This is a genomic window from Stenotrophomonas maltophilia group sp. Smal17 (assembly GCF_030237045.1).
Classification (GTDB): Bacteria; Pseudomonadota; Gammaproteobacteria; order Xanthomonadales; family Xanthomonadaceae; genus Stenotrophomonas; species Stenotrophomonas forensis.
The window spans coordinates 25,046-48,564 of sequence record NZ_JASJSU010000031.1 but is presented as its reverse complement, the minus strand read 5'-3'; the positions used below and the strand labels follow the sequence as shown (position 1 = coordinate 48,564).

Here is a 23,519-nt window from a genome sequence, read left to right as displayed (position 1 = left end):
TCACGCAGATGCCGGCCAGCGGCCGGCACTACCCAAGTGCATTACGCGCTGGCGGGTTCTTCCAGCTTCGGGCCATCCCACAGCGCGTGGCCGGCCTTCTTGCGCAGCCGCTCCAGCCGCGCAGCGTGCGCCTCCAGTTCCGATGGCGTCGCCATCACCCGCGGCCGCGGCAGCAGTTTGCTGGTATCGAACGCCTGCAGCGCTGCACCTGCGCCACCGCCGTCCTCATCGCCCAGGCCGAAGCCGATCTCTTCCTGGCCCGAGGTCAGCGCAATGTAGACATCGCCCAGGATCTGCGCATCGAGCAGGCCGCCGTGCAATGCACGGTGCGAGTTGTCCACGCCCAGCCGCTTGCACAGTGCATCCAGCGAGTTGCGCTGGCCGGGGAAGCGCTCGCGCGCCATCACCAGGGTATCGATCACCGTGCAGCGGTCGGTGATCTTCCCGTACTGCGGCCCCAGCAGCGACAGCTCGTTGTCGAGGAAGCCCAGGTCGAATGCCGCGTTGTGGATGATCAGCTCGGCGCCATCGATGAAGGCCAGGAACTCGTCGGCGATCTGCGCGAAACCGGGCTTGTCGTCGAGGAACTCCAGGGTCAGCCCGGTGACTTCCTGCGCGCCCTGTTCGAACTCGCAGTCCGGCTTGATGTACTGGTGATAGTTGTTGCCGGTCGGGCGGCGCTTGAACAGCTCCACGCAGCCGATTTCGACGATGCGGTTGCCCTTCTTCCACTCCAGGCCGGTGGTTTCGGTATCGAGGATGATCTGACGCATGGGCTCAGTTTACCGGGCTGGAGTCGCGGATCTGGATGGCCGCGTTGCGCGCCAGGGTATCCACCCGCTCATTGTCCGGATCGCCGGAGTGGCCTTTCACCCAGCGCCAGTCGATCTGGTGCCGCAGCGTGGCCGCATGCAGTCGCTCCCACAGCTCGCGGTTCTTCACCGGGTCGCCGCCAGCGGTCTTCCAGTTCTTGCGGATCCAGCCCGGCATCCACTGGGTCAGGCCCTGCCGCACGTACTGCGAGTCGGTGTAGAGCACGATGTTGCAGGGCTCGGTCAGCGTCTCCAGCCCGGAAATGGCCGCCATCAGCTCCATCCGGTTGTTGGTGGTATGCGCTTCGCCGCCACTCAGTTCGCGCTCATGGCCCTTGTAGCGCAGCAGCGCGGCCCAGCCGCCAGGACCTGGATTGCCGAGGCAGGATCCGTCGGTGTGGATTTCGATGGTTTTCAATACAACTCCAGATCAGGTAGCAACGGTGCCGTGCCAACGCACCGGCAACGGTTTCGGCCCGAGCAGGGCCAGCGTGCGTTTTTCCGCATGGAACAGGCAGGCCGCGCGCAGCGGCGCCCAACCGCCCGGGCGGCGGCTGCCGGCGCCGCGCCAGAGCGGGCCGAGGTAACGCATATCGTCGCATTCCAGCCCATGCCGGCCGAGCAGCAGGCGGATCCGCTGCGGCGTACGCACCACCAGCCCATGCTGGCGCCAGCGCGTGCGGTACGGGCTGAACGGATTGAGGCTGCTCAGCCACAGGTGGCCGCCCGGCATCAGCACGCGCTCGCACTCGTCGAGCAGCAGGTCGGCATCGGCGGCGGTGACATGCTGCAGCACGATCGCATTGACGCTCTCGTTGGCCAGCGGCAGCGGCAACGCGCAGCGGGTATCGCCGGCATAGCCGTGGCCGTGCCGGTGCAGTCGCAGGCCGCGCCCCCCCAGCTGTGCGTCGTCCAGCCAGGCCGCACTCGGCGCGATCCACAACCAGGGCTGGGACGGCAACACCGACAGCTGCGGCAGCAGCAATTGCCGCTCCAGCACGCGCAACGCCGCCGCCGGTTCACTGTCGAACCACGGGGTCTGGCTCGCTTGACGGGTGCTCTGCAGCGCGGGCATGGTCCAATTCTATGCGACTGACTGCCCTGCCCGCATTTGCGGATAACTACATCTGGACGCTGATCGACGACGATGGCGCCGCCGTGGTCGTCGACCCCGGCGATGCTGCGCCGGTACTCGCGCTGGCCGATCAGGGCCTGCGCGTGGACACGATCCTGCTCACCCACCACCACGATGACCACATTGGTGGCGTGCCCGCGCTGCAGGCCCGTTTTCCCGGCGTGCGGGTGATCGCCCCCGTCGAGGAGCGCATCCCCACGGCCACCGAACGGGTCGGCGAAGGTGAACGCGTTCAGGCACTGGGCCGGATGTTCCACGTACTATCCGTGCCCGGGCATACCCGCAGCCACATCGCGTTTCACACTGCTGAACATCTTTTCAGCGGAGATTCGTTGTTCAGCCTGGGCTGTGGACGTCTGTTCGAAGGTACGCCGTCCCAGCTTCTGGCATCGATGCGCAAGCTGGGTGCCTTGCCCGCGCAACTGCTGCTTTGTTGCGCTCATGAGTACACCGTGTCAAATGCCGTCTTCGCGCGGCATGTCGACCCCGCCAACGCTGCCCTGTGGCAGCGCCAAGAGGAGGCTTTGGCCATGCGCCGCGATGACCGTTCCACCCTGCCGGTAACCCTGGCCAACGAATTCGACTGCAATCCTTTCCTGCGTGTGCACACGGCGCCGATTCGTGCGTCGGTATCGGCACACCTGGGCCGTGACGTCGTGGACGACGTCGACGTGATGGCCGGTCTCCGGCATTGGAAAGACGGCTTCCGCGCATGATGCGCCGAAGTCTGCCGCTGGCCCTGGGCCTTGCCCTGGGGCTGGCCGGAACCGCGGGCGCGCAGTCGCTGGGCGCCGGCATCAGCCAGAACCTGACCGCTGCCGCTGCGCTGCCGCTGGATCCGTCCACGCTGCCGGCCGCCTCGGTACGCAATGGCCAGGAGATCTTCACCAGCTTCCGCGACGGCCTGGCCGAACCCAGCTGTGACGCCGAGGCCACCAGCCCGCGCTGGCAGAAGCAGTTCGCCCACGCCCCCTCGCGCCTGGCCAACCAGGATGACGATGCGCTGGTGTTGTTCGGCTACGTGGTCGAAGAGCTGCGCAAGGCCAACCTGCCTACCGAATTCGCGCTGATTCCCTTCGTCGAAAGCGGCTACCGGCCCAATGCCCGCAATGGCAGTGGCCCGACCGGCCTGTGGCAGTTCATCGCCACCACCGCGCGCAACCATCGCGTGCCGATGGCCAACGGCTATGACGGCCGCCTGTCGGCCGTCGATTCGACCCAGGCCGCGGTGCGCTACCTGAAGACCCTGCACGGCATGTTCGGCGGCGACTGGCGCCTGGCCACCATGGCCTACAACGCCGGCGAGTACCGCGTGCTGCAGTCCATGCGCAAGGCCGGCATGAATGCGCAGAACGCCAAGCCCTCGGCATTGCCGGGCCTGTCCCCGGTCACCCATGCCTACGTCGAGAAGCTGCATGCCCTGGCCTGCGTGCTGGAAGACGTGGAAGACCAGCCCGGCGTGATGGCCTCGCTGGACCGCACCGTGCCGGTGCTGAAGGACCACACCCTGCCGGCCGGCACCAGCGTCCAGCAGTGGGCCGCACAGCGCGCCCTGGACCCGGCGAAGATCGCCCGGCTCAACCCCGCGCTGGCATCGGGCGGCCGCGCTTCCGGCACGACCCGCGTGCTGGCTCCTGTCTCGGCCGCCAATGCGACGGCCACGGAGGCGGCGACCGCGCTGGTCGCCAGCGCGGTCCCGGCGGCCACTGCTGTGCCCACGCCGACGGTCGCCAAGACCGTTGCCGCAATCGCCGACCGCCCGCGCAGCCGTCGCCACACCGTGCGTGATGGCGAGTCGGCCTGGACCATCGCCCGCCGCTACGGCATGCCGGTGAAGGCCCTGCTCTCGCTCAACGGCCTGAGCGGCAGCAGCGTGCTGAAGCCCGGTGCGGTGCTGCGCGTCGAAGACTGACGCGCCAGCCAGGCACTGCCCTTGGAGCCGGGCCCATGCTCGGCTTTTTTCTTGCCCTCGAAACATCGCCCGTAGAGTCGAGCTTGCTCGACTGAGCTCCCCGTCGAGCTTGCTCGACTGTTTTTGTGTATCCAGTCGAGCAAGCTCGACTCTACAAAAGGCGGTCGAGCAAGTTCGGCGCCAACCGGCTCCACAAAAAAGGCCCGGCAATGCCGGGCCTTTTCGTTCCTGCTCGCCGCGGGGCTTACAGGTTGGCTTCGGTGGTCTGGACCACGAACTTCTTGCGCATGGCCTCGACGTAGGCCTTGGCTGCCGCCATGCCATCGATCTGGCTCAGCTGGTCCTTCAGCTGCTTCTGCTGCTCGGCGGTCACTTCCTTGATGTCGCCCGGGTTGATCTTGTTCACCGCGAACAGCAGCGCGTGGCCGTTCACGTCAACCTTGCCGTAGCTCGGCTTGCCATTGACCGGCGCCGGCGCACTGAAGATCGCGCGGTGGATGTCCGGGGTCGGCACCGGCTGGCTGCGCGGCAGGCCCGGCATCGGGCTCAGCTGCAGCTTCTCGCTGGCTGCCAGCGACTGCAGGGTGGCGCCGCCCTTCAGCTTGGCCAGCACGGCGTCAGCAGCCTTGTCGCTGGCCTGGCGCTGGCGATCGGCGCGGATCGCGGCGATCACCTGCTCGCGGGCCTTGTCCAGCGGCATCGCCTGCTCCGGCGTATGCGCGGAGACGCGGATGACCACACTGTGGTTGCTGGCGCCGCCCAGGGCGATCGGGTCGCTGGCGGTGCCATCCTGTACCAGCACGTCGGAGAAGGCGGCGCGCAGCACCGCCGGATCAGCGGCGATGCCGCTGGCGGTGGTGCGGGTGATCGGGCCCAGGGTCTGCAGCGGCAGGTTCACTTCCTTGGCTGCAGCCGCCAGATCGCTCGGGCTCTTGTTGATGGCGTCGACCAGGCGGCCAGCCAGCTCGTTGAAGCCGCGCTCACCATCGGCCTTCAGCTGCTCGGCGGCCAGCGTGTCACGCACTTCCTCGAACGACTTGCCCTGGCCACCGCGCACAGCGGCCACCTTGATGATGTGGTAGCCGAAGTCGGTCTTGACCGGGCCGATCACGTCGCCGGCCTTGGCGGCGAACAGGGCGTCTTCGAACGGCTTGACCATCGCACCACGCTCGACCCAACCCAGGTCACCGCCCTGCGCCTTCGAGCCCGGATCTTCCGAGTTGGCCTTGGCCAGCGCCGCGAAGTCGGCGCCGGCGGCCTTGGCTTCGGCGGCAATCTTGTTGGCCTTGGCTTCGGCACCGTCGCCGGTGATCAGGATGTGCGCGGCCTGGCGCTGCTCCGGCGAGGTGAACTTCGCCTTCTCGTCCTCATAGCGCTTGCGCAGGGTCGCTTCGTCGGCCGCGGCCGGTGCCGGCAGGTTGCCGCCGTTGATCTCGACATACTCCAGCGACACGCTCTCGGCCTGGCGGAAATCCTTGCCGTGGCTGTCATACCACTGCTTGATCTGCGCATCGGTGACCGGCGCGGTATCGGCCGGCACTTCCGGCAGCGCGGCCAGCTCGACGTCACGGGTCTCGCCCAGCAGCTTCAGCAGGCGCTCGGTCTCGGACTGGGTGACGAAACCGGAGTTCTGCAGGCCCGACGGAATCACCGACTGCTGCAGGCTCTCACGCACCAGTTCCTGGAACTGGGTCGGGGTACGCGGCGGATTGCCACCGGCCAGCGCCAGGCGATAGTTGTTCTCGTTGAACTTGCCGTTCGAATCGAGGAAGGCCGGGATGGTGGCGATGTACTCGCGCACGGCACCATCGCCGATCACGACACCGGCCTGCTCACCCACCAGGCGCACGACCTGCTCGTCGATCAGCTGGTCGAGCACGGCCAGCTTGTTTTCGGTGCTTTCGAACGCGCGCGGGTCGAAGTTCTCGCCCTGCTGCTGGCGCTCGCGCATGCGTTCCTGCTCGAAACGGGTGCGGAAATCCTGCGCGCTGATCTCGTGGTGCTGCCACAGCATGCGCACCGGCCACCACGACGGCGCCGAACGCCACCAGGTCGGAGGTGCGGAAACCTTGGCCACGTTCTGAGCGCCAACGCCACCAAGGTAGCTGTTGTCGATCACGAACAGGAACGGAATCATCAGCAGCCCCAGGATCACGGTGACGATCCAGCCTGAGGTCTTGTCGCGGAGTTTCTGCAGCATGGTGAGGAATCACAAGGCCTGATTGGCGAGCCCGGCAGTGTAACCCGCTTCGCCGCAGGGACCAAAAGCAGCACCGGCGCGGCCTGCGCGCCCCTTCGCGAGTACACAAAGAAAAAGCCCCCGGCGTGTGCCGAGGGCTTTTAGAGTTGGCGGAGCGGACGGGACTCGAACCCGCGACCTCCGGCGTGACAGGCCAGCATTCTAACCAGCTGAACTACCGCTCCGCGCTGAAACTTTGCAGGTGCCCAGTATATCCGAAGACTCCCTGGAAACCCAGCCCGATGAACACTTTTTTCAAAGTTTTTTCACAGGGACTTAAGAATTCCGCAATGGCGGAGCGGACGGGACTCGAACCCGCGACCTCCGGCGTGACAGGCCAGCATTCTAACCAGCTGAACTACCGCTCCGTTCTTGCAAAAACCTTTTCGCCTTCTTCCCGAACCTTCCGGGGAGAAGACAAGGCCCCCGGCTTCAGACCGGGGGCCTCGATGTAATGGCGGAGCGGACGGGACTCGAACCCGCGACCTCCGGCGTGACAGGCCAGCATTCTAACCAGCTGAACTACCGCTCCGCGTTGTTACCGTTTTTTGTTTTCCGCCGGCCTGGGCCGGGAAGAAAACAAAGCCTCCAGCTTTTGGCCGGAGGCCTCGTTGAATGGCGGAGCGGACGGGACTCGAACCCGCGACCTCCGGCGTGACAGGCCAGCATTCTAACCAGCTGAACTACCGCTCCACACTCAAACTTTTACCGCGGTGCTGTGGTGGGTGCTGAGGGTTTCGAACCCCCGACCCTCTCCGTGTAAAGGAGACGCTCTACCGCTGAGCTAAGCACCCCAGCGAGCCGCTTAGTTTACAGCATCCTTCAGGGCCTTGCCAGCCTTGAACGACGGATTCTTCGAAGCAGCGATCTTGATGGTGTCGCCGGTCTTCGGGTTGCGGCCGGTGCGGGCAGCACGGTCGCGGACCTGGAAGGTACCGAAGCCAACCAGGGTGACCGCATCGCCGTCCTTCAGCGCCTTGGTGACGGCAGCAACGACGGCATCGACAGCGCGGCTGGACTCGGCCTTGGTCAGGTCCGCAGCTTCAGCAACGGCATCGATCAATTCGGTCTTGTTCATTCTCTACAACTCCTTTGGCGGTGGGTTCCGCGGATTCGACAGGGAAGCAACCGCACGCCTTCTGCATGCGGCCGCCATGTGGAAACGGTTCGCCGATTCAGTGATCGCTGACAGCGATCACTCATTCGCGAGTGCTGCTTTTATACCAGCGGCCCTACCCCCACGCAAGCTGGAAAGCCAGTAACGACGCGGGTTTCGGGCCATTGGACAGCGCGCGTCAATGCTTGACGCGCGCGTTTCCACTCGGTTTGGCCTTGCTCCGCACCGTGACACGTTGCGCACTCTTGCGCGCCTTCTTCGGTGCCAACGGACGCTCCAGTGCCAGGTCCAGCACTTCTTCGATGTACTTCACCGGCACGATCTTCAGATCGCGGGTGACGTTGGCCGGGATGTCAGCAAGGTCCTTGCGGTTCTCTTCCGGAATGATGACCGTGCGGATGCCGCCGCGCAGCGCAGCCAGCAGCTTCTCCTTCAGGCCACCAATGGCGGTGACGCGACCGCGCAGGGTGATCTCGCCGGTCATCGCCACGTCGGCACGCACCGGCACCTTGGTCAGCATCGACACCAGCGAGGTGACCATCGCCGCACCGGCACTGGGGCCGTCCTTCGGCGTGGCACCGTCCGGCACGTGCAGGTGCACGTCGTGCTTCTGCAGGAAGTCGCTGTCGATGCCGAAGCCGACCGCGCGCGAGCGCACCACCGACAACGCCGCCGACGCCGATTCCTTCATCACGTTGCCGAGCTGGCCGGTCAGGATCAGCTGGCCCTTGCCCGGCACCAGCGTCGATTCGATCTGCAGCAGATCGCCACCGACTTCGGTCCAGGCCAGGCCGGTGACCAGGCCGATCTCGTTCTCTTCCTCGGCACGGCCGAAGTCGAAGCGACGCACGCCCAGGTACTTGTCCAGGTTCTTGCTGGATACGCTCACCAGCGCCTTCTTCTTGGCACCCTTCTTTGCCTTCACCGGCTGCGGGCCGGCCAGCGCGATCTCCTTCACCACCTTGCGGCAGATCTTGGCGATCTCGCGTTCCAGGTTGCGCACGCCCGATTCGCGCGTGTAGTAGCGCACGATGTCTTGGATGGCATCGCTGCCGATCTCCAGTTCTTCCGGCTGCAGGCCGTTGGCCTTGATCTGCTTAGGCACCAGGTAGCGGGTGGCGATGTTGAGCTTCTCATCCTCGGTATAGCCGGGGATGCGGATCACTTCCATGCGGTCCAGCAGCGGGCCCGGGATGTTCAGCGAGTTCGAGGTGGCCACGAACATCACTTCGGACAGGTCCAGGTCCACTTCCAGGTAGTGGTCGTTGAACGCGTTGTTCTGCTCCGGGTCGAGCACTTCCAGCAGCGCCGAAGACGGGTCGCCGCGGAAATCCATCGACATCTTGTCGATCTCGTCGAGCACGAACAGCGGGTTCTTGCTGCCGACCTTGTTGAGGTTCTGCACGATGCGGCCCGGCATCGAACCCACATAGGTACGGCGATGGCCACGGATCTCGGCTTCGTCGCGGACGCCGCCCAGCGACATGCGCACGAACTTGCGGTTGGTGGCCTTGGCGATGGACTGGCCCAGCGAGGTCTTGCCCACGCCCGGCGGCCCGACCAGGCACAGGATCGGGCCCTTCATCTGCTTCACGCGCGACTGCACCGCCAGGTACTCAAGGATGCGTTCCTTGACCTTCTCCAGGCCGTAGTGATCGGCGTCGAGGGTGTCCTGCGCGGCCTTCAGGTCCTTGCGCACCTTGCTGCGCTTCTTCCACGGCACGCCCAGCAGCCACTCCAGGTAGTTGCGCACGACCGCCGCTTCGGCCGACATCGGCGACATCTGCTTGAGCTTGTTCAGTTCGTTGCGCGCCTTGGCTTCAACGGCCTTCGGCATGCCGGCTTCGGCGATCTTGCGGGCCAGCTCTTCCAGCTCGCCCGGCGCGTCGTCCAGGTCACCCAGTTCCTTCTGGATGGCCTTCATCTGTTCGTTGAGGTAGTACTCGCGCTGGCTCTTCTCCATCTGCGACTTCACACGGCCGCGGATGCGCTTCTCCATCTGCTGCACGTCGATCTCGCCATCGACCAGGCCGACCAGCATCTCCAGGCGATCACCCACGGCCAGCGTTTCCAGCAGGCGCTGCTTGTCGGCCAGGCGCACGCTGATGTGCGCGGCGATGGTGTCGGCCAGGCGCGCCGGCTCATCGATGCCCGACAGCGTCTGCAGCAGTTCCGGCGGTAGCTTGCGGTTGGTCTTCACGTACTGCTCGAACAGCGACATCAGCGAGCGGGCGATCGCCTCGACCTCGCGGGCTTCGCGCTCGTCGGTGGCATCGATCTCCACGGCCTGGCCGTGCAGCGAGCCGTTGCGCTCGTCGACGTGGGTCACCTGCACGCGCGACAGGCCTTCGACCAGCACCTTGATGGTGCCGTCGGGCAGCTTCAGCAGCTGCAGCACCTGCGCCAGCGTGCCGACCTGGTAGAGGTCGGCCGCATGCGGGTCGTCGGTCTCGGCCGACTTCTGCGCCAGCAGCAGGATGCGCTTGTCCGATTCCATTGCCTGTTCAAGCGCGTGCATGGACTTGTCACGGCCGACGAACAGCGGGATGACCATGTGCGGGAACACCACTACGTCGCGCAGCGGCAGGACCGGCAGGTCGAGGGTTTCACTTGGGGAACGGGCCATGGGGGCTCCAGGGAAGGGGAAAACCGCCTCCGGGAGGGCATCTTCCGGAGACAAAAAAAGCCGATGGTCCCGTTATGGGGCCATCGGCTTTCAGATGCAAGGCATTCCTTGAAAATCCTTTCCAATCAACAACCTGGAAGGATCACTCGGCGCCTGCGGCCTTCTGTTCAGGGGCCGCGGGGGTCTGGTAGATCAGGTACGGCTCGGACTTGTGCTCGATCACCGACTCGTCCACCACCACCTTGCTGACGTTTTCCTGCGACGGCAGGTCGTACATGGTGTCCAGCAGGACCGATTCGACGATGGTGCGCAGGCCACGGGCGCCGGTCTTGCGCTTGAGCGCCTTCCTGGCGATGGCCGACAACGCGTCCGGACGGAACTCCAGCTCGACGTTCTCCATCTCGAACAGCTTCTTGAACTGCTTGGTGATGGCGTTCTTCGGCTCGGTCAGGATCTTGATCAGGGCCGGCTCGTCCAGCTCTTCCAGGGTCGCCACCACCGGCAGGCGGCCGACGAACTCGGGAATCAGGCCGAACTTGATCAGGTCTTCCGGCTCGACCTCGGCCAGCACCTTGCCCACTTCCTGCTTGCGCTCGCTGCTCTTGACCTTGGCGCCGAAACCGATGCTGCCGACGTCGGTGGAGCGGGCCTGGATCACCTTGTCCAGCCCGGCGAACGCGCCGCCGCAGATGAACAGGATGTTCTTGGTGTCCACCTGCAGGAATTCCTGCTGCGGATGCTTGCGGCCGCCCTGCGGCGGAACGCTGGCCACGGTGCCTTCGATCAGCTTCAGCAGGGCCTGCTGCACGCCTTCGCCGGACACATCGCGGGTGATCGACGGGTTCTCGCTCTTGCGCGAGATCTTGTCGATCTCATCGATGTAGACGATGCCCTGCTGCGCCTTCTCGACGTCGTAGTCGCACTTCTGCAGCAGCTTCTGGATGATGTTCTCCACGTCCTCGCCCACGTAACCGGCTTCGGTCAGCGTGGTGGCGTCGGCCATGGTGAACGGCACGTTGAGCAGGCGGGCCAGGGTCTCGGCCAGCAGCGTCTTGCCCGAACCGGTCGGGCCGACCAGCAGGATGTTCGACTTCGCCAGTTCGACGTCGTCGTTCTTCTGCCGGCTCTCGATGCGCTTGTAGTGGTTGTACACGGCCACGGCCAGGGTGCGCTTGGCACGGTTCTGGCCGATCACGTACTGGTCGAGAACCTCGAGGATCTCGCGCGGCTTGGGCAGCGAACTGCGCGCCGACTGCGCCTTTTCCTCGAGTTCCTCACGGATGATGTCGTTGCACAGCTCCACGCACTCATCGCAGATGAATACGCTCGGACCCGCAATCAGCTTGCGCACTTCATGCTGGCTCTTGCCGCAGAAAGAGCAGTAGAGGATCTTGCCGGTGTCCGTGGAACGACCTTGGCGGTCTTCGCTCATGCTTCGCTTACCCAGTTACCCCACCCGCTGAACGGGGGTTCGATTCGAGAATAGCACAGGGCCGAGGGGACACCAGTCCCGCCCGACCCTGCAGGAACGGGGCCTGCCGGGCCCCGTGAAGGCCGGTCAACCGGCCTGGATCGACTCATCCGGACGACGCTCCAGGACCTGGTCGACCAGACCGTAGGCCTGCGCTTCGAAAGCGCTCTTGAAGTTGTCGCGCTCGGTGTCACGGGCGATCGTCTCCAGCGACTGGCCGGTGTGCTTGGCCAGCACCTCGTTCAGGCGCGAACGCAGGGTCAGGATCTCACGCGCGTGGATGTCGATGTCGGTGGCCTGGCCCTGGTAGCCGCCCAGCGGCTGGTGGATCATCACGCGCGAATTCGGCAGCGCGTAGCGCTTGCCGGCTTCACCGGCGGCCAGCAGCAGGGCGCCCATCGAGGCCGCCTGGCCGATGCAGGTGGTGCTCACATTCGGCTTGATGTACTGCATGGTGTCGTAGATCGCCATGCCGGCGGTGACCACGCCACCCGGCGAGTTGATGTAGATGTTGATGTCCTTTTCCGGGTTTTCCGATTCCAGGAACAGCAACTGCGCCACCACCACGTTGGCCATGTGATCGTCGATCGGGCCCACGAGGAAGATCAGGCGCTCCTTCAACAGGCGCGAATAGATGTCGTAGGCACGCTCGCCGCGGCTGGTCTGCTCGACCACCATCGGAACCAGGTTCAGGGCTTTGGTTCGGTTGTCCATTACGTGAGGTACCTATCTTGGGGGGAAACAACCCCGCGCCGGCAAAGGCGCGGGGCATTCGGTGATCCGCCCGGGCTTACTGGCGGATCGCGTCCTGGAACGACAGTTTTTCTTCGGTGTGCTGGGCACGCTCGGCGATCCAGTCGATCACCTGCTCTTCCATCACGCGGTTCTGCAGGCCAGACATCAGCTGGGGGTCGTTGCGGTACATCTCAATGACCTGCTCCGGCTCTTCGTAGGTCGAAGCGATCAGGCGCATCGTTTCGTTCAGGCGCTTGGCTTCCAGGCGCAGGTCGTTGGTACGGGCCACTTCACCGACCAGCAGGCCGACCAGCACGCGCTTGGCGGCAGCGTCCTTGAAGCCTTCATGGGCATCGGCCGGGATCTCACCGACGTTCTGGCCGTTGCGGCGGATCTGCTCCACCTGCTGGGCCAGCATGGCGCGGGCTTCGTTCTCGACCAGGCGCGGCGGCATTTCCACCGAAGCGTAGGCGGCGATCAGCTGCTCGCCCACTTCACGACGCAGGCGGTTCATCAGGGCGCCCTTCAGCTCGCGCTCCAGGTTGGCACGGATGTCGCTGCGGAACTGCTCGACGTCGCCGCCCTTCACGCCAAAGCTCTTGATGAAGGCTTCGTCGACCGCCGGCACGACCGGCTCGGACACCTCGGCAACCTTGACGGTGACCTGCACGGTCTTGCCGGCCAGTACCGGCACGCGCCAGTCAGCCGGGAACTCGACGTCCAGGGTCTTCTCTTCACCCTTGGCCAGGCCGACCAGGCCCTTCTCGATGGTGTCGAACATCATGCCCTGGCCGAGCACGATCGAACCCTTCTCGGTGCCCTCGGCCGGCAGGCGCTCTTCGCCGGCCTGCGACCAGGTTTCCACGGCGACCAGGTCGCCGTCCTGCGCGCCACGGCTGACCGGGGCCCAGGTACGACGCTGGTTCTGCAGGTTCTCGATCATCTGGTCGATGTCGGCGTCGGTGATTTCGGCGCTGTGGCGCACCACGGTCAGCTTGCTGACGTCGATGTCGCCGAAGTCCGGCACCACTTCCACGGTGGCCACGAACGAGAACTCACCCTCGTCGCCCTTGTCGATGCGCGGGCTGCCGACGATGCGCAGGTCGTGCTCACGCACGGCGGCATCGAAGGTTTCGCGCAGCAGGCCGTCCAGCGCTTCGCCACGGACCTGCGCGCCGAAGCGCTGCTCGATCACCTTGGCCGGCACCTTGCCCGGACGGAAACCCTTGATGCGGGTGGTGCGGGCGATTTCGCCCAGGCGGCCGACGATGTGGCTCTGCAGACGGTCTTCCGGCAGCGAGAAGCTCAGGCGGCGTTCCAGGTTGCCGGTGGATTCGATCGAAGCTTGCATGTTGACTCCTGCCACCGGTGGCCCAGGCCCCCGGCTCGATGATTGGGATGAAACGGTTGTAAGGACACGGCGTCTGGGACGCGCCTGCTTGCCGCAGCCCTTTAGTTTCGCCCAATTCGGCCTGCACTGCCAGCGCGTGCCGGGTCAAGGGGCGCAGAGGGCCCGATCAGGGCGGGGACAGGCCGGCACTGGTGCGAAAGGGGGGACTCGAACCCCCACGCCTTGCGGCACTGGAACCTAAATCCAGGGCGTCTACCAATTCCGCCACTTTCGCGTGGCCGGCACAGGCGTTCATTGTCGCAGGCAGGGGCGGGAAGCGGAAGTCCTGCACAAAACTGAACATGGCCGTCCCGGCGAGCAACGGCCCTCCGGGACGGCGCTGGTTCAGTGCGGCGGTTCGGTTCGGGCGGGCGCCGTTGCAGCGCCCTGCCCGGCTGCTGGATCCGCTTCGCGGACCTCCACGCCCCCCTCGTCAGCACGGCGCAGCTCCACCACATCAGGGGCGGCGCCACCCTCCGGCGATACCGGCCGTGCCGGAACAGCCTCCACGTTGGCATCGCGCTCGACGGTCTGCGCCGGATCACTGCCGGGCGCGCAGGCCACCAGTGCCACCAGTGCCACCAGCGCGACGGGAACCCTCGCCATCGTGCGCAGTCGATTGATATCGGCCATCAACATCTTCCTTCGTGCATGCGCCATCGGCGCGGAAGATCCATTGGGTTCGATGGAGAACGCGATGCGGTGAGAAGCAGCGCACAGCATTGAAAACACTGATGACGCATATGCCACTGATTTCAGCACCGCTTCAGCAGATCCACGCCATGCGTGGGTGAAGCGCAACCCGGCGTACGGACAAGAAAAAAGCCACTTGGCGAACCAAGTGGCTTTCGTCTGGTGGGCTGTCAAGGATTCGAACCTTGGACCTATTGATTAAGAGTCAACTGCTCTACCAACTGAGCTAACAGCCCGAAATCGGGGCGCGAATTATGACCCGATCCGCTCGGTGGCTGCAAGCGCTTTTTTCAACATCGTTGAAACCAGCACCACATCCAGCTGCCTCTGCAGAACGGCACCAGGCCGGACTCCGCAGGGCGTGATCCATCGCAACGAAGGAGTCACACTAATAAGAAAAAAGCCACCTGGCGTACCAGGTGGCTTCCGTCTTGGTGGGCCGTCAAGGATTCGAACCTTGGACCTATTGATTAAGAGTCAACTGCTCTACCAACTGAGCTAACGGCCCGTGAAACTCAGATGCACATTGTAGCGTGCTTTCTGTTTATTGCAATACCGTTTCGGCTGCGCCGATGCGGTTGAATCAGTGGGGTGGCTGAGGGGATTCGAACCCCCGACCACCGGAATCACAATCCGGTACTCTAACCAACTGAGCTACAGCCACCACTGAAACTTTTGCTCCCTCGCCGATACCACTGACGCTGGAACTCAAACCTTTGCCTGGAGACTGTCACCGAAGTTCCGGTCCGCCGAAGCGAGTCCGATATTCTGGTGGAGTCTGTGGGCTTTTGCAAGCACTTCTTCACATCTGCCGATACGACCCCGGTGCCTCGCCAATGGCGCGCCCGACAGGAATCGAACCTGTAACCGCCGGCTTAGAAGGCCGGTGCTCTATCCAGTTGAGCTACGGGCGCCCGAACCGGAACGATGTCCAATCCGACGTGGCGTGGGATTGGTCGGGGTAGAGGGATTCGAACCCCCGACATCCTGCTCCCAAAGCAGGCGCGCTACCAGACTGCGCTATACCCCGGTCTTGCAATCCCCTCGGGCCAGGCCCGGGGAGTCGTTCATTGTCGCCAAGCGCATCGCGAACTGTCAACGCAGGCGCGACCGATCATTGAACCCGCCACGGCGCCCTGCATGTCCATCGGCTATGCTCGCGGACATCGGCCGGATGGCCGTCCCGACCCTCATTCGCACGGAGAACACGCATGCGCAGCGGCAACCCGGCTCTTTCCGAGTCGACCTTCCTCGACCTCGCCAGCGGCTCGGTGGTGACCAGCCCCGGCCAGGTGATGACCCTCAACGGCACCGCCAACAAGACCGGCATCCTGCTGCTGCTGGCCGTGCTGACCGCAGCCTTTGCCTGGAACCAGTCCGTCAACGAGTACGGCGAGGTCATGGGCGCAGCCAAGCTGTATGCCATGGGCGGCGCGATCGGCGGGCTGGTGCTGGCGCTGATCACCATCTTCAAGAAGGAATGGTCGCCGGTCACCGCACCGATGTACGCGCTGGTCGAGGGCCTGTTCCTGGGCGCCGTCTCGGCGCTGTTCAACATGAAGTACCCGGGCATCGTGTTCCAGGCCGTGCTGCTGACCTTCGGCACGCTGGCCGCGCTGCTGTTCGCGTACCGCAGCGGCGTGATCAAGGCCACCGAGAACTTCAAGATGGGCGTGGTGGCTGCCACCGGCGGCATCGCCCTGCTCTACCTGGCCTCGTTCGTACTGGGCTTCTTCAACATCAACGTCCCGGTGATCCACGACTCCAGCTGGCTGGGCATCGCCTTCAGCCTGTTCGTGGTGGTGGTGGCGGCACTGAACCTGGTGCTGGACTTCGACTTCATCGAGACGGGCGTGGCCCAGCGCGCGCCGAAGTACATGGAGTGGTATGGCGCATTTGGCCTGATGGTGACCCTGGTCTGGCTGTACATCGAATTCCTGCGCCTGCTGTCGAAGATCCAGCAGCGCTGAGCCACGCCATGCCGTAAACGACAAAGGGCGCCCGGGTGGCGTCCTTTTTCTTTGACGCATCAGCGCGCCAGCAGCGCCGGAAGCGACGAGGCCAGCAGCGCGATGCCCGACGCGGTCAGCAGGCTCAGCACGAGCTGGCGGAAGCGCGCCTCGCTGATGCCGATGTAGACCCGCGCGCCGAGCAGGGCCGGCAGCAGCATGGCCGGCGCCACGATGGCGAAATACGGCAGCATCTGCCGGTTCACCAGGCCACTGCCCACATAGGTGGCCATGGTCACCGCCAGCATCGCGAGGTTGAAGTTCTGGATGACCGCGCGCTGCTCATCCTTGCCGAAACCACGCAGCGTGCTCCACAACGTCGGCACGGGCCCGGCGAATCCACCGATGCCGCTGAGCACACCACCGGCCATGCCGGCGATCGCGTCACCCAGGCGGCCGCCCGCGCGGATCGGCGGCAACGACCGCGCCATCAGCATCACCGGGCACCACAGCGCGAGGAAGCCCCCCAGCAGCGCCTTGAACCACTCCATGTCCAGCTGCGGCAGCACCATCACGCCCAGCGGGATGCCCGCCAGACCACCCAGCACGAATGGCAGCAGCAGACGCAGGTTGAATCCGCGGCGCACGGTGAACACCGCGACCAGCTGGCCGACCAGCGCGCCGAATACCGACAGCGTCGCCGCCAGTCGCGGCTCCAGCCCCCACGCCCAGAACGACATCGCCACCATGCCGAACGCGAAACCCGACAGGCCCTGCACGAATCCGGCGACGATCGCGCCGAGCGCGACCAGCAGATAGACCGACTCCATCACCACCTCGGTTGCGGTTGCATGGCTACCCAGCCGCGCCACTCTGCGCAGCGTAGTGCGCTGCGAGATGCTCGACCAGCGCACGCACCTTCGGCGCCAGTGCACGCGCATGCGGATACAGCGCGAAGTAGCGGCGCTGTCCGGCGTGCCAGGCCGGCAGCACCCGGATCAAACGACCGGCGCGCAGGTCCTCCTGCACGGTCAGCGCAGTGAACAGACTGACGCCCATTCCGGCCAGCGTCGCCGCATACAGCGCCGGTGTGGCGTCCACGCGCAGGCGTTGCCCGGCGTCGATGGTCACGGTCGCACCGCGTGGCCCGTGCAGTTGCCAGGGCGGCATCGACGGCGTGGGACTGAAACCCAGCCGCAGGTGCTGCGAGAGATCCGACGCCTGCCGGGGCAGTCCGTGGCGCGCCAGGTAGCCAGGCGCGGCCACCAGGATGCGCGGGCAGCTGGCCAGCTCGCGTGCAACCAGCTGGCTGTCCGGCAATGATGGCGCGATGCGCAGCGCAAGATCGAAACCACCGCCCACCACATCGACCAGCTGATCATCGGCGGAAAGATCCAGCGCCACCTGCGGGTAGCGCTGCAGGAACGTCGGCAGCCAATGCGGCAGCTCCTGGCTGGCCACCACCTGCGGCACGCTGATGCGTACGGTGCCACTGGGTTGAGCCTGTCCGGCACGTGCCTGGTCATCCGCTTCCTGCAGGCGATCGAGCAATGATGCCGCCTGGCGGTAGTAGCCACGTCCGGCTTCGGTCAGTGACAGCCGGCGGCTGTTGCGGTCCAGCAGGCGTACCTGCAGGTGTTCTTCCAGCTGCCGCAGTTGCCGCGACATGGCCGAATGGGTCGTCCCCAATCGCTCGGCGGCAGCGGTGAAGCTGCCCGCATCGACGATGGCACGCAGCGCGCGCAGGGCGGCGAATTGATCCATCAGCGGGCGGCTCCGGTTGGCAGGACCCGCGATGTGCGGGCCCTGCCAGCTTATCAAGCGCCGCCGCCGGCCTTGCGCACCGGCAGCGCCAGGATCGCGTCAGTGGTCATGACATCGCCGAATGTGTCCTCGATCTGGGCCAGCGCGGCCTCGTGCAGCGCGCGATGGCCGATGTGCTGGCCACCGGCCAGGTCCAGGTCGCGGCTGGCCGTTGCATCGGACGACACGATCACCCGGTAGCCACGCGGTGCCGCGGCGGCATCGCGGGCGGCGCCGGCCACGCAGGCATGGGTCTGCAGGCCGGTGACGATCAGGGTGTCGATGCCCGCCTGCTTCAGCACGGTGTCGATCACTGCCGCAGAGCCGCCAGCGAACACGCTGACGTTGTCCTTCTGCACCACGGTCTCGCCGGCCCGCGGCTGCATGTCGCGATGGAAGGCGGCATTGGCACTGCCCTGCGCGAACAGCGGCGCACCTGCTGGCAGCACATGCTGCACGTGGATGACGCGGATGCCATTGGCATCGGCGAAGTCGATCAGGCGGCGGGTCTGGCGCAGCGCGGCCACGCCATCGGGGATGACCATGCGGCCACCGGCAAAGCCAGGCGCGGCCTTGGCATCGAAGTACTCGTTCTGGAAATCGATCACCAGCACGGCGGTCTTGGCCGCATCCAGCGAAGCGGCGACCGGGGCGCCAGCCATGTGGCGGATGGTGGGATGGGCCGGCTCGGCGGCGACGACCGGGGCGGTGGCGGCCATGCCGATCAGGCTGGCCAGGCCAAAGGCGGTGAGGTTCATCGGACGACTCCTGTGCGGTGGAAAGTGGGCACAGGATGCGGAGCGGATGGCGCACGAACCAGCAGTGAAGCAGCACACGATCTGTGCAGATAGCGCACAGACCGATAGTGTAGTGTCGAGCCATGCTCGACTGCTCTTCGCGTGAGCCCCATAAGAAAGCAAAAGCCGTCGGCATGGCTCGATGCTACAGAAGCGCAGAAACGCAACGGGGCGCCCGAAGGCGCCCCGCTGTGGGTCCAACCGAGGCTGGCCGACCGCTTACAGGCGGCTGGCGATGGCCTGGGCGAAGCTCATGGTGGTACCGGTGCCACCCAGGTCGCCGGTCAGCGAGTCCTTGGCTTCCATGGTGGCCACGATCGCCTTGCGCAGGCGCTCGGCATTTTCCGGCTGGCCGACGTGGTCCAGCATCTGCGCGGCTGCCAGCAGCAGCGCGCACGGATTGGCCTTGCCCTGGCCGGCGATGTCCGGTGCAGTACCGTGCACGGCTTCGAAGATCGCCGCGTCCTTGCCGATGTTGGCACCCGGGGCCAGGCCCAGGCCGCCGACCAGGCCCGCGCACAGGTCGGAGATGATGTCGCCGAACAGGTTGGTGGTGACGATCACGTCGAACTGTTCCGGACGCATCACCAGCTGCATGCAGCAGTTGTCGACGATCATTTCCTGGAACTCGATCTCCGGGTACTGCGCGGCCACTTCGCGGGCGACGTTCAGGAACAGGCCCGAGGTCGACTTGATGATGTTGGCCTTGTGCACGGCGGTGACCTTCTTGCGGCCGGTGCTCTTGGCCAGCTCGAAGGCGTAGCGCACGATGCGCTCGGAGCCCTTGCGGGTGATGCGGGTGCCGGAGAAGGCGGTCTCGCCATCGGCCGACACTTCCTGGCCTTCGGCCAGGTACGCACCTTCGGTGTTCTCACGAACGGTGATCAGGTCAACGTTGTCGAAACGCGACTTGGTGTTCGGGAAGGTGTGCGCCGGACGCACGTTGGCGTACAGGTCGAAGTGGCGGCGCAGGCTGACGTTGATCGAGGTGAAGCCACCACCGACCGGGGTGGTCAGCGGGCTCTTCAGCGCCACCTTGTTGCGCGCGATCGATTCCAGGGTCACCGCCGGCATCAGGTCGCCGTGCTTTTCCAGGGCCACCAGGCCGGCGTCGGCGTCCTCGTACTCCAGGCCAGTCTTGAGCTGGTCGAGCACGAACAGGGTGGCGTCCATGATTTCCGGGCCAATGCCGTCGCCGCGGATGACCGTAATTTTCTGCGTCATTGATCGATGTTCCGAACAGGGGGAAAAACGCCGTCCGGACGTGCCCGGAAACGCCGGCGCAAAGGAAGTTTCACCGGCAATTATGCCTGAGCCGGGCCCGGCTACCCAAGTAGACCATGGTCCTGACCCCGGCAAAGGCATAATTGCCCGCGCATTCTTCCTCTACCCCCGCCTGTCGGCGCGCCCCTTCAACAAGAAGGGGCTCCTTGGCTGCTGGATCGCGGGGGAGGCCCCGCGCGCGCTCTCGGTAGTGCCGGCCGCTGGCCGGCAACTTCGGCCATGTCGGGTTCAGGCGATGCCGGCCAGGGCCGGCACTTCCTTCAGTGTTCGTGCGCTGCCGGGGGGGCGGCGCCGCCTTCGAGCTGGTCGAGGAAATCGACCGCGCGGCGCAGGTGCGGGATCACGATCGAGCCGCCGACCACCAGGCCGACCGAGAAGGTCTCGAAGAACTCTTCGCGGGTCACCCCGGCGTCCTTGCACTGGGCCACGTGGTAGCTGATGCAGTCGTCGCAGCGCAGCACCATCGAGGCCACCAGGCCCAGCAGTTCCTTGGTCTTCACGTCCAGCGCGCCGGCCTGGTAGGTCTGCGTATCCAGCGCGAAGAAGCGGCGCACCACCTGGTTCGGTTCGCCCAGGATGCGCTCGTTCATGCGCTTGCGGAAGTCGGTGAACTCGGCGATGCGGTCCTTGCTGCCGTCGTCGGCCGCGCTCATGCCTGGCCCTGCCCGGCCAGCAGCGGCTCGAGCTTGCCTTCACGGTGCAGGGCCATCATGTCGTCGTAGCCGCCGACATGGACATCGCCGACGAAGATCTGCGGCACGCTGGTGCGGCGGGTCAGCACCATCATCTTCTCGCGCTCGGCCGGGTCCAGGTCGATGCGGACCTCGGTCCACTGCTGGCCCTTGCTCTTCAGGAAGTTCTTGGCGGCCACGCAGTACGGGCAGACGGCGGTGGAATAGATGGTGATGGCGGGGGCACCGCCGGCGGTCTGGGCTGTCACGGGAAACTCCACGATGGATCGACGGTCCATATATGGTACCGGTGCGCTGGAATTTCCACGCCACGGCCGCAACACTGTGGATTAACGAATGGTTGCCCCCTGCCCTGCCACGCTGGGCGCGCCCTGCCCGAGGACCTCCTGCTTGCGAGCCCTGCTGCTGACTACCGCCATCACCCTGGCCCTGGCCATGCCGCTGGCCCAGGCCCAGGAGAAGCTGCCCGACATCGGTTCCTCGGCCGGCGAACTGCTGACCCCGGCGCGCCAGGCCGAGTATGGCGCGATGATGCTGCGCGAGCTGCGCAACTACGGTTATCTGCTCGACGATCCGCTGGTCAACGACTGGCTGCAGACCATGGGTACCCGGCTTGGCTCCAACAGCGACCAGCCGCGGCAGCCGTACACGTTCTTCGTGATGAAGGACCGCCAGATCAACGCCTTCGCCACGCTGGGCGGCTACATCGGGGTCAATGCCGGCCTGGTATTGACCGCCGAGCGCGAGGACGAGGTAGCGGCAGTGCTGTCGCATGAAATCGCCCACGTCACCCAGCAGCACGTGCTGCGTGGGGTCGAGCGCGCCCAGCGCGACCAGATCCCGATCCTGCTGGGCATGCTGGCCGCGGTGGTGGCCGCACAGGCCAGCAACAGCACCTCCTCCGGCAACGCGACCATGGCCGCGATCAGCTCGGGCATGGGCCTGATGCAGCAGCGGCAGATCAACTACACCCGGTCCAACGAATCCGAGGCCGACCGCCTTGGCATCCGCACCCTGGCCCGCAGCGGCTACGACGTGGACGCCATGGCCGGCTTCTTCGAGCGGATGGCGGCGGCGATGCGTGGCAACGAAGGCGGCTACAGCGTGCCGGAGTTCCTGCGCACCCACCCGGTCAACATCACCCGCATCAGCGAAGCCAAGGCCCGTGCCGAGCAGATGAAGAAGGACACGGTGCTGCTGACCACCAGCACCCCCAGCGGCGAACGCAGGGAGCGGGTGGACCCGGCTGACCCCAGCCTGGCCGAACCGCTGCTGCGCGGCAACAATCCGCTGCTGCCCAGCAGCGTGCTGCGCATCCCGATCGGCCAGCTCAGCCGCGGTGCCAGCGGCGACTTCGACTGGGCACGCGAGCGCCTGCGGGTGCTCAGCGCCGACTCCACCGCCGAACTGGAGCGCGAATACGCCGACATGGCCAAGCGCCAGAAGGATGGCCTGAACGACGCCCAGCGCTATGGCCAGGCCCTGGCCGTCATGCGCGGCGGCCGCGCCGGTGCCGGGCAGGCCCGGCAGACCCTGGCCACCCTGCTGCAGACCCGCCCGGACAACCTGTGGCTGGCGCTGGGGCTGGGCGAGGCCGAATCGCGCGCCGGCCAGGCCGCCCAGGCCAACAGCCGCTTCGAACAGCTGCTGCGCGAGCACCCCAACAGCCGCCCGGTGGCCCTGACCTATGCCGAGATCCTGAACGAACAGGGCAGCCGCGAGGCCGGCCAGCGCGCGCAGGCCATGCTGCGGCCGCTGTTGTCGCAAAGCGGTAACGATCCGGTCTTCCAGCAGCGATACGCCCGCGCCAGCGAACTGGCCGGCGACAGCGTGCGCGCCAGCGAGGCCTATGCCGAGGCGGCCTTCCTCAGCGGTCGTCCGGAGCAGTCGCTGATCCAGTTGCAGGCGCTCAAGCGCAACCCGGCGCTGGATTATGTCGGCCGGGCACGGGTGGACGCGCGCATCGAAGCGATCACCCCCACCGTGCTGGAACTGCGCCGCCAGGGCGTGCAAGACCCCGACCTCGACCGCCGCTGAGCGCCGCATGACCGACCGATGGCAATCCAGGCCGGTTCCGGCCAGGCAGTCACAAACATGTCATCAAACCGTAGTCTACTGGCACCACTCCAGTAACCGAGCCCTACGGTGTCCTCGTGCAGAAACGCATCCTGATCGTCGATGACGAGCCCGCGATCCGTGAAATGGTCGCCTTCGCCCTGCGCAAGGGCGACTACGAACCTGTCCACGCCGGCGATGCCCGCGAGGCGCAGACCGCGATCGCCGACCGCGTGCCCGACCTGATCCTGCTGGACTGGATGCTGCCAGGCACCAGTGGCCTGGACCTGGCCCGCCGCTGGCGCAAGGAAACGCTGACCCGCGAAGTGCCGATCATCATGCTGACCGCCCGCGGCGAAGAGAACGATCGCGTCGGCGGGCTTGAAGCCGGCGTCGACGACTACGTGGTCAAGCCGTTCTCGGCGCGCGAACTGCTGGCCCGCATCCGTGCGGTGATGCGCCGCGCGCGCGAGGACGACGAGGACGGCAGCGTGGCGGTCGGCCCGATCCGCATCGATGGCGCCGCCCATCGCGTGTTCGCCAACGACCAGCCGGTGCCGATCGGCCCGACCGAATACCGCCTGCTGCACTTCTTCATGACCCACCCCGAGCGCGTCTACACCCGCGCCCAGCTGCTTGACCATGTCTGGGGTGGCAGCGTGTACGTGGAGGAGCGCACCATCGACGTGCATATCCGCCGCCTGCGCAAGACGCTGGAACCGTTCAACGCCGAGAACATGGTGCAGACCGTGCGCGGCGCCGGCTACCGCTTCTCTACTGCAACCTGAGCCTCGTCGTGCCGGCACCGC

At 65.8% G+C, this 23,519-nt stretch carries 21 protein-coding genes and 11 tRNA genes; 5 read left to right on the top strand and 27 right to left on the bottom strand.

All coding sequences use genetic code 11. The annotated features are described in order from the left end of the window. Positions 1-41: 41 nt before the first annotated feature. Genes dnaQ through QRO93_RS10515 form a run of 3 tightly spaced genes read right to left on the bottom strand, consistent with a single transcriptional unit; the run spans position 42 to position 1,887 of the window. Positions 42-773 carry a DNA polymerase III subunit epsilon gene (gene dnaQ, locus QRO93_RS10525; protein WP_053448923.1) on the bottom strand — a complete coding sequence of 244 codons (732 nt, stop codon included), beginning with the start codon at positions 771-773 and terminating at the stop codon, positions 42-44. Positions 774-777: 4 nt separating this feature from the next. Further along, on the bottom strand, positions 778-1,230 hold the full coding sequence (gene rnhA, locus QRO93_RS10520; RefSeq protein ID WP_014036151.1) for a ribonuclease HI: 453 nt from the start codon (positions 1,228-1,230) through the stop codon (positions 778-780). A 12-nt stretch (positions 1,231-1,242) separates the two neighbouring features. Beyond that, entirely contained in the window at positions 1,243-1,887 is a 645-nt protein-coding gene (locus QRO93_RS10515) for a hypothetical protein (RefSeq protein ID WP_180880821.1), read from the bottom strand. A gap of 11 nt (positions 1,888-1,898) precedes the next feature. Here QRO93_RS10515 and gloB point away from each other — a divergent pair, with 11 nt between their 5' ends. Continuing rightward, positions 1,899-2,663, top strand: a complete 765-nt coding sequence (gloB, locus tag QRO93_RS10510) for a hydroxyacylglutathione hydrolase (RefSeq protein WP_180880822.1) — start codon at positions 1,899-1,901, stop codon at positions 2,661-2,663. After that, positions 2,660-3,859, top strand: coding sequence for a lytic transglycosylase domain-containing protein (locus tag QRO93_RS10505; RefSeq protein WP_180880823.1), 1,200 nt, complete (start codon positions 2,660-2,662; stop codon positions 3,857-3,859). Before gloB ends, QRO93_RS10505 begins: the two co-directional genes overlap by 4 nt. 244 nt (positions 3,860-4,103) lie before the next feature. Here the strand turns inward: QRO93_RS10505 and QRO93_RS10500 are convergent, their stop codons facing one another. The 18 genes from QRO93_RS10500 to QRO93_RS10415 all read right to left on the bottom strand — a co-directional run bounded on the left by QRO93_RS10500 (position 4,104) and on the right by QRO93_RS10415 (position 15,160). Continuing rightward, complete coding sequence (locus QRO93_RS10500) at positions 4,104-6,059, bottom strand: peptidyl-prolyl cis-trans isomerase (protein ID WP_180880824.1); 1,956 nt, start codon at positions 6,057-6,059, stop codon at positions 4,104-4,106. A gap of 147 nt (positions 6,060-6,206) precedes the next feature. After that, positions 6,207-6,283, bottom strand: a tRNA-Asp gene (locus tag QRO93_RS10495). Positions 6,284-6,389: 106 nt separating this feature from the next. Next, positions 6,390-6,466: transfer RNA gene (locus QRO93_RS10490), tRNA-Asp, on the bottom strand. A gap of 87 nt (positions 6,467-6,553) precedes the next feature. Next, positions 6,554-6,630: transfer RNA gene (locus QRO93_RS10485), tRNA-Asp, on the bottom strand. Positions 6,631-6,714: 84 nt separating this feature from the next. Next, positions 6,715-6,791, bottom strand: a tRNA-Asp gene (locus tag QRO93_RS10480). Between the two features lie 26 nt (positions 6,792-6,817). After that, positions 6,818-6,892, bottom strand: a tRNA-Val gene (locus tag QRO93_RS10475). An 11-nt stretch (positions 6,893-6,903) separates the two neighbouring features. Beyond that, positions 6,904-7,176, bottom strand: a complete 273-nt coding sequence (locus QRO93_RS10470; RefSeq protein WP_004146343.1) for an HU family DNA-binding protein — start codon at positions 7,174-7,176, stop codon at positions 6,904-6,906. Positions 7,177-7,393: 217 nt separating this feature from the next. Then, positions 7,394-9,841: an endopeptidase La gene (gene lon, locus QRO93_RS10465; protein ID WP_053512047.1), complete on the bottom strand. Its 2,448-nt coding sequence runs from the start codon at positions 9,839-9,841 to the stop codon at positions 7,394-7,396. Between the two features lie 142 nt (positions 9,842-9,983). Next, the gene (clpX, locus tag QRO93_RS10460; RefSeq protein ID WP_004154600.1) at positions 9,984-11,273 is read right to left on the bottom strand and encodes an ATP-dependent Clp protease ATP-binding subunit ClpX; all 1,290 of its coding nucleotides are present in this window, start codon (positions 11,271-11,273) and stop codon (positions 9,984-9,986) included. Positions 11,274-11,399: 126 nt separating this feature from the next. Then, positions 11,400-12,026 carry an ATP-dependent Clp endopeptidase proteolytic subunit ClpP gene (gene clpP, locus QRO93_RS10455; RefSeq protein ID WP_004146318.1) on the bottom strand — a complete coding sequence of 209 codons (627 nt, stop codon included), beginning with the start codon at positions 12,024-12,026 and terminating at the stop codon, positions 11,400-11,402. Positions 12,027-12,102: 76 nt separating this feature from the next. After that, positions 12,103-13,398, bottom strand: a complete 1,296-nt coding sequence (gene tig / locus QRO93_RS10450; RefSeq protein WP_008268226.1) for a trigger factor — start codon at positions 13,396-13,398, stop codon at positions 12,103-12,105. Positions 13,399-13,587: 189 nt separating this feature from the next. Then, a tRNA-Leu gene (locus QRO93_RS10445) sits at positions 13,588-13,672 on the bottom strand. A 110-nt stretch (positions 13,673-13,782) separates the two neighbouring features. Next, positions 13,783-14,070: a hypothetical protein gene (locus QRO93_RS10440; RefSeq protein WP_180878958.1), complete on the bottom strand. Its 288-nt coding sequence runs from the start codon at positions 14,068-14,070 to the stop codon at positions 13,783-13,785. Positions 14,071-14,290: 220 nt separating this feature from the next. After that, positions 14,291-14,366: transfer RNA gene (locus QRO93_RS10435), tRNA-Lys, on the bottom strand. 196 nt (positions 14,367-14,562) lie between these two features. Continuing rightward, positions 14,563-14,638, bottom strand: a tRNA-Lys gene (locus QRO93_RS10430). Positions 14,639-14,717: 79 nt separating this feature from the next. Continuing rightward, positions 14,718-14,794, bottom strand: a tRNA-His gene (locus tag QRO93_RS10425). A 173-nt stretch (positions 14,795-14,967) separates the two neighbouring features. After that, positions 14,968-15,044, bottom strand: a tRNA-Arg gene (locus QRO93_RS10420). A gap of 39 nt (positions 15,045-15,083) precedes the next feature. Next, positions 15,084-15,160, bottom strand: a tRNA-Pro gene (locus QRO93_RS10415). Between the two features lie 181 nt (positions 15,161-15,341). Here QRO93_RS10415 and QRO93_RS10410 point away from each other — a divergent pair. After that, positions 15,342-16,100: a Bax inhibitor-1/YccA family protein gene (locus QRO93_RS10410; protein WP_053448912.1), complete on the top strand. Its 759-nt coding sequence runs from the start codon at positions 15,342-15,344 to the stop codon at positions 16,098-16,100. A 59-nt stretch (positions 16,101-16,159) separates the two neighbouring features. Here QRO93_RS10410 and QRO93_RS10405 read toward each other — a convergent pair whose 3' ends face one another. The 6 genes from QRO93_RS10405 to grxC all read right to left on the bottom strand — a co-directional run bounded on the left by QRO93_RS10405 (position 16,160) and on the right by grxC (position 20,903). Then, positions 16,160-16,909, bottom strand: a complete 750-nt coding sequence (locus QRO93_RS10405) for a sulfite exporter TauE/SafE family protein (protein WP_180878956.1) — start codon at positions 16,907-16,909, stop codon at positions 16,160-16,162. A 25-nt stretch (positions 16,910-16,934) separates the two neighbouring features. Continuing rightward, entirely contained in the window at positions 16,935-17,843 is a 909-nt protein-coding gene (locus QRO93_RS10400; RefSeq protein ID WP_180878954.1) for a LysR family transcriptional regulator, read from the bottom strand. A 53-nt stretch (positions 17,844-17,896) separates the two neighbouring features. Further along, complete coding sequence (locus QRO93_RS10395) at positions 17,897-18,640, bottom strand: cysteine hydrolase family protein (RefSeq protein WP_053448910.1); 744 nt, start codon at positions 18,638-18,640, stop codon at positions 17,897-17,899. A 258-nt stretch (positions 18,641-18,898) separates the two neighbouring features. Then, the gene (locus tag QRO93_RS10390; RefSeq protein WP_014036138.1) at positions 18,899-19,903 is read right to left on the bottom strand and encodes an isocitrate dehydrogenase; all 1,005 of its coding nucleotides are present in this window, start codon (positions 19,901-19,903) and stop codon (positions 18,899-18,901) included. Positions 19,904-20,223: 320 nt separating this feature from the next. Further along, on the bottom strand, positions 20,224-20,616 hold the full coding sequence (locus tag QRO93_RS10385) for a carboxymuconolactone decarboxylase family protein (RefSeq protein ID WP_180878952.1): 393 nt from the start codon (positions 20,614-20,616) through the stop codon (positions 20,224-20,226). Next, positions 20,613-20,903, bottom strand: a complete 291-nt coding sequence (gene grxC, locus QRO93_RS10380; protein ID WP_180878950.1) for a glutaredoxin 3 — start codon at positions 20,901-20,903, stop codon at positions 20,613-20,615. The genes QRO93_RS10385 and grxC overlap by 4 nt, the downstream gene beginning before the upstream one ends. 88 nt (positions 20,904-20,991) lie before the next feature. Here grxC and QRO93_RS10375 point away from each other — a divergent pair, with 88 nt between their 5' ends. Both QRO93_RS10375 and phoB read left to right on the top strand, forming a co-directional pair. Further along, on the top strand, positions 20,992-22,692 hold the full coding sequence (locus tag QRO93_RS10375) for a M48 family metalloprotease (protein ID WP_180878948.1): 1,701 nt from the start codon (positions 20,992-20,994) through the stop codon (positions 22,690-22,692). Positions 22,693-22,808: 116 nt separating this feature from the next. Next, positions 22,809-23,498: a phosphate regulon transcriptional regulator PhoB gene (phoB, locus tag QRO93_RS10370; RefSeq protein ID WP_005408258.1), complete on the top strand. Its 690-nt coding sequence runs from the start codon at positions 22,809-22,811 to the stop codon at positions 23,496-23,498. Positions 23,499-23,519: the final 21 nt, after the last annotated feature.

Bases quoted from the DNA above. Each gene is read 5' to 3' on its own strand.
- gloB (WP_180880822.1), top strand. From the start codon at position 1,899: ATGCGACTGACTGCCCTGCCCGCATTTGCGGATAACTACATCTGGACG.
- QRO93_RS10375 (WP_180878948.1), top strand. From the start codon at position 20,992: ATGGTTGCCCCCTGCCCTGCCACGCTGGGCGCGCCCTGCCCGAGGACC.
- QRO93_RS10410 (WP_053448912.1), top strand. From the start codon at position 15,342: ATGCGCAGCGGCAACCCGGCTCTTTCCGAGTCGACCTTCCTCGACCTC.
- QRO93_RS10385 (WP_180878952.1), bottom strand. From the start codon at position 20,616: ATGAGCGCGGCCGACGACGGCAGCAAGGACCGCATCGCCGAGTTCACC.
- clpP (WP_004146318.1), bottom strand. From the start codon at position 12,026: ATGGACAACCGAACCAAAGCCCTGAACCTGGTTCCGATGGTGGTCGAG.
- clpX (WP_004154600.1), bottom strand. From the start codon at position 11,273: ATGAGCGAAGACCGCCAAGGTCGTTCCACGGACACCGGCAAGATCCTC.
- lon (WP_053512047.1), bottom strand. From the start codon at position 9,841: ATGGCCCGTTCCCCAAGTGAAACCCTCGACCTGCCGGTCCTGCCGCTG.
- QRO93_RS10500 (WP_180880824.1), bottom strand. From the start codon at position 6,059: ATGCTGCAGAAACTCCGCGACAAGACCTCAGGCTGGATCGTCACCGTG.
- QRO93_RS10440 (WP_180878958.1), bottom strand. From the start codon at position 14,070: ATGGCCGATATCAATCGACTGCGCACGATGGCGAGGGTTCCCGTCGCG.
- tig (WP_008268226.1), bottom strand. From the start codon at position 13,398: ATGCAAGCTTCGATCGAATCCACCGGCAACCTGGAACGCCGCCTGAGC.
- QRO93_RS10390 (WP_014036138.1), bottom strand. From the start codon at position 19,903: ATGACGCAGAAAATTACGGTCATCCGCGGCGACGGCATTGGCCCGGAA.
- dnaQ (WP_053448923.1), bottom strand. From the start codon at position 773: ATGCGTCAGATCATCCTCGATACCGAAACCACCGGCCTGGAGTGGAAG.
- QRO93_RS10470 (WP_004146343.1), bottom strand. From the start codon at position 7,176: ATGAACAAGACCGAATTGATCGATGCCGTTGCTGAAGCTGCGGACCTG.
- QRO93_RS10395 (WP_053448910.1), bottom strand. From the start codon at position 18,640: ATGAACCTCACCGCCTTTGGCCTGGCCAGCCTGATCGGCATGGCCGCC.
- QRO93_RS10400 (WP_180878954.1), bottom strand. From the start codon at position 17,843: ATGGATCAATTCGCCGCCCTGCGCGCGCTGCGTGCCATCGTCGATGCG.
- QRO93_RS10505 (WP_180880823.1), top strand. From the start codon at position 2,660: ATGATGCGCCGAAGTCTGCCGCTGGCCCTGGGCCTTGCCCTGGGGCTG.
- QRO93_RS10405 (WP_180878956.1), bottom strand. From the start codon at position 16,909: ATGGAGTCGGTCTATCTGCTGGTCGCGCTCGGCGCGATCGTCGCCGGA.
- QRO93_RS10515 (WP_180880821.1), bottom strand. From the start codon at position 1,887: ATGCCCGCGCTGCAGAGCACCCGTCAAGCGAGCCAGACCCCGTGGTTC.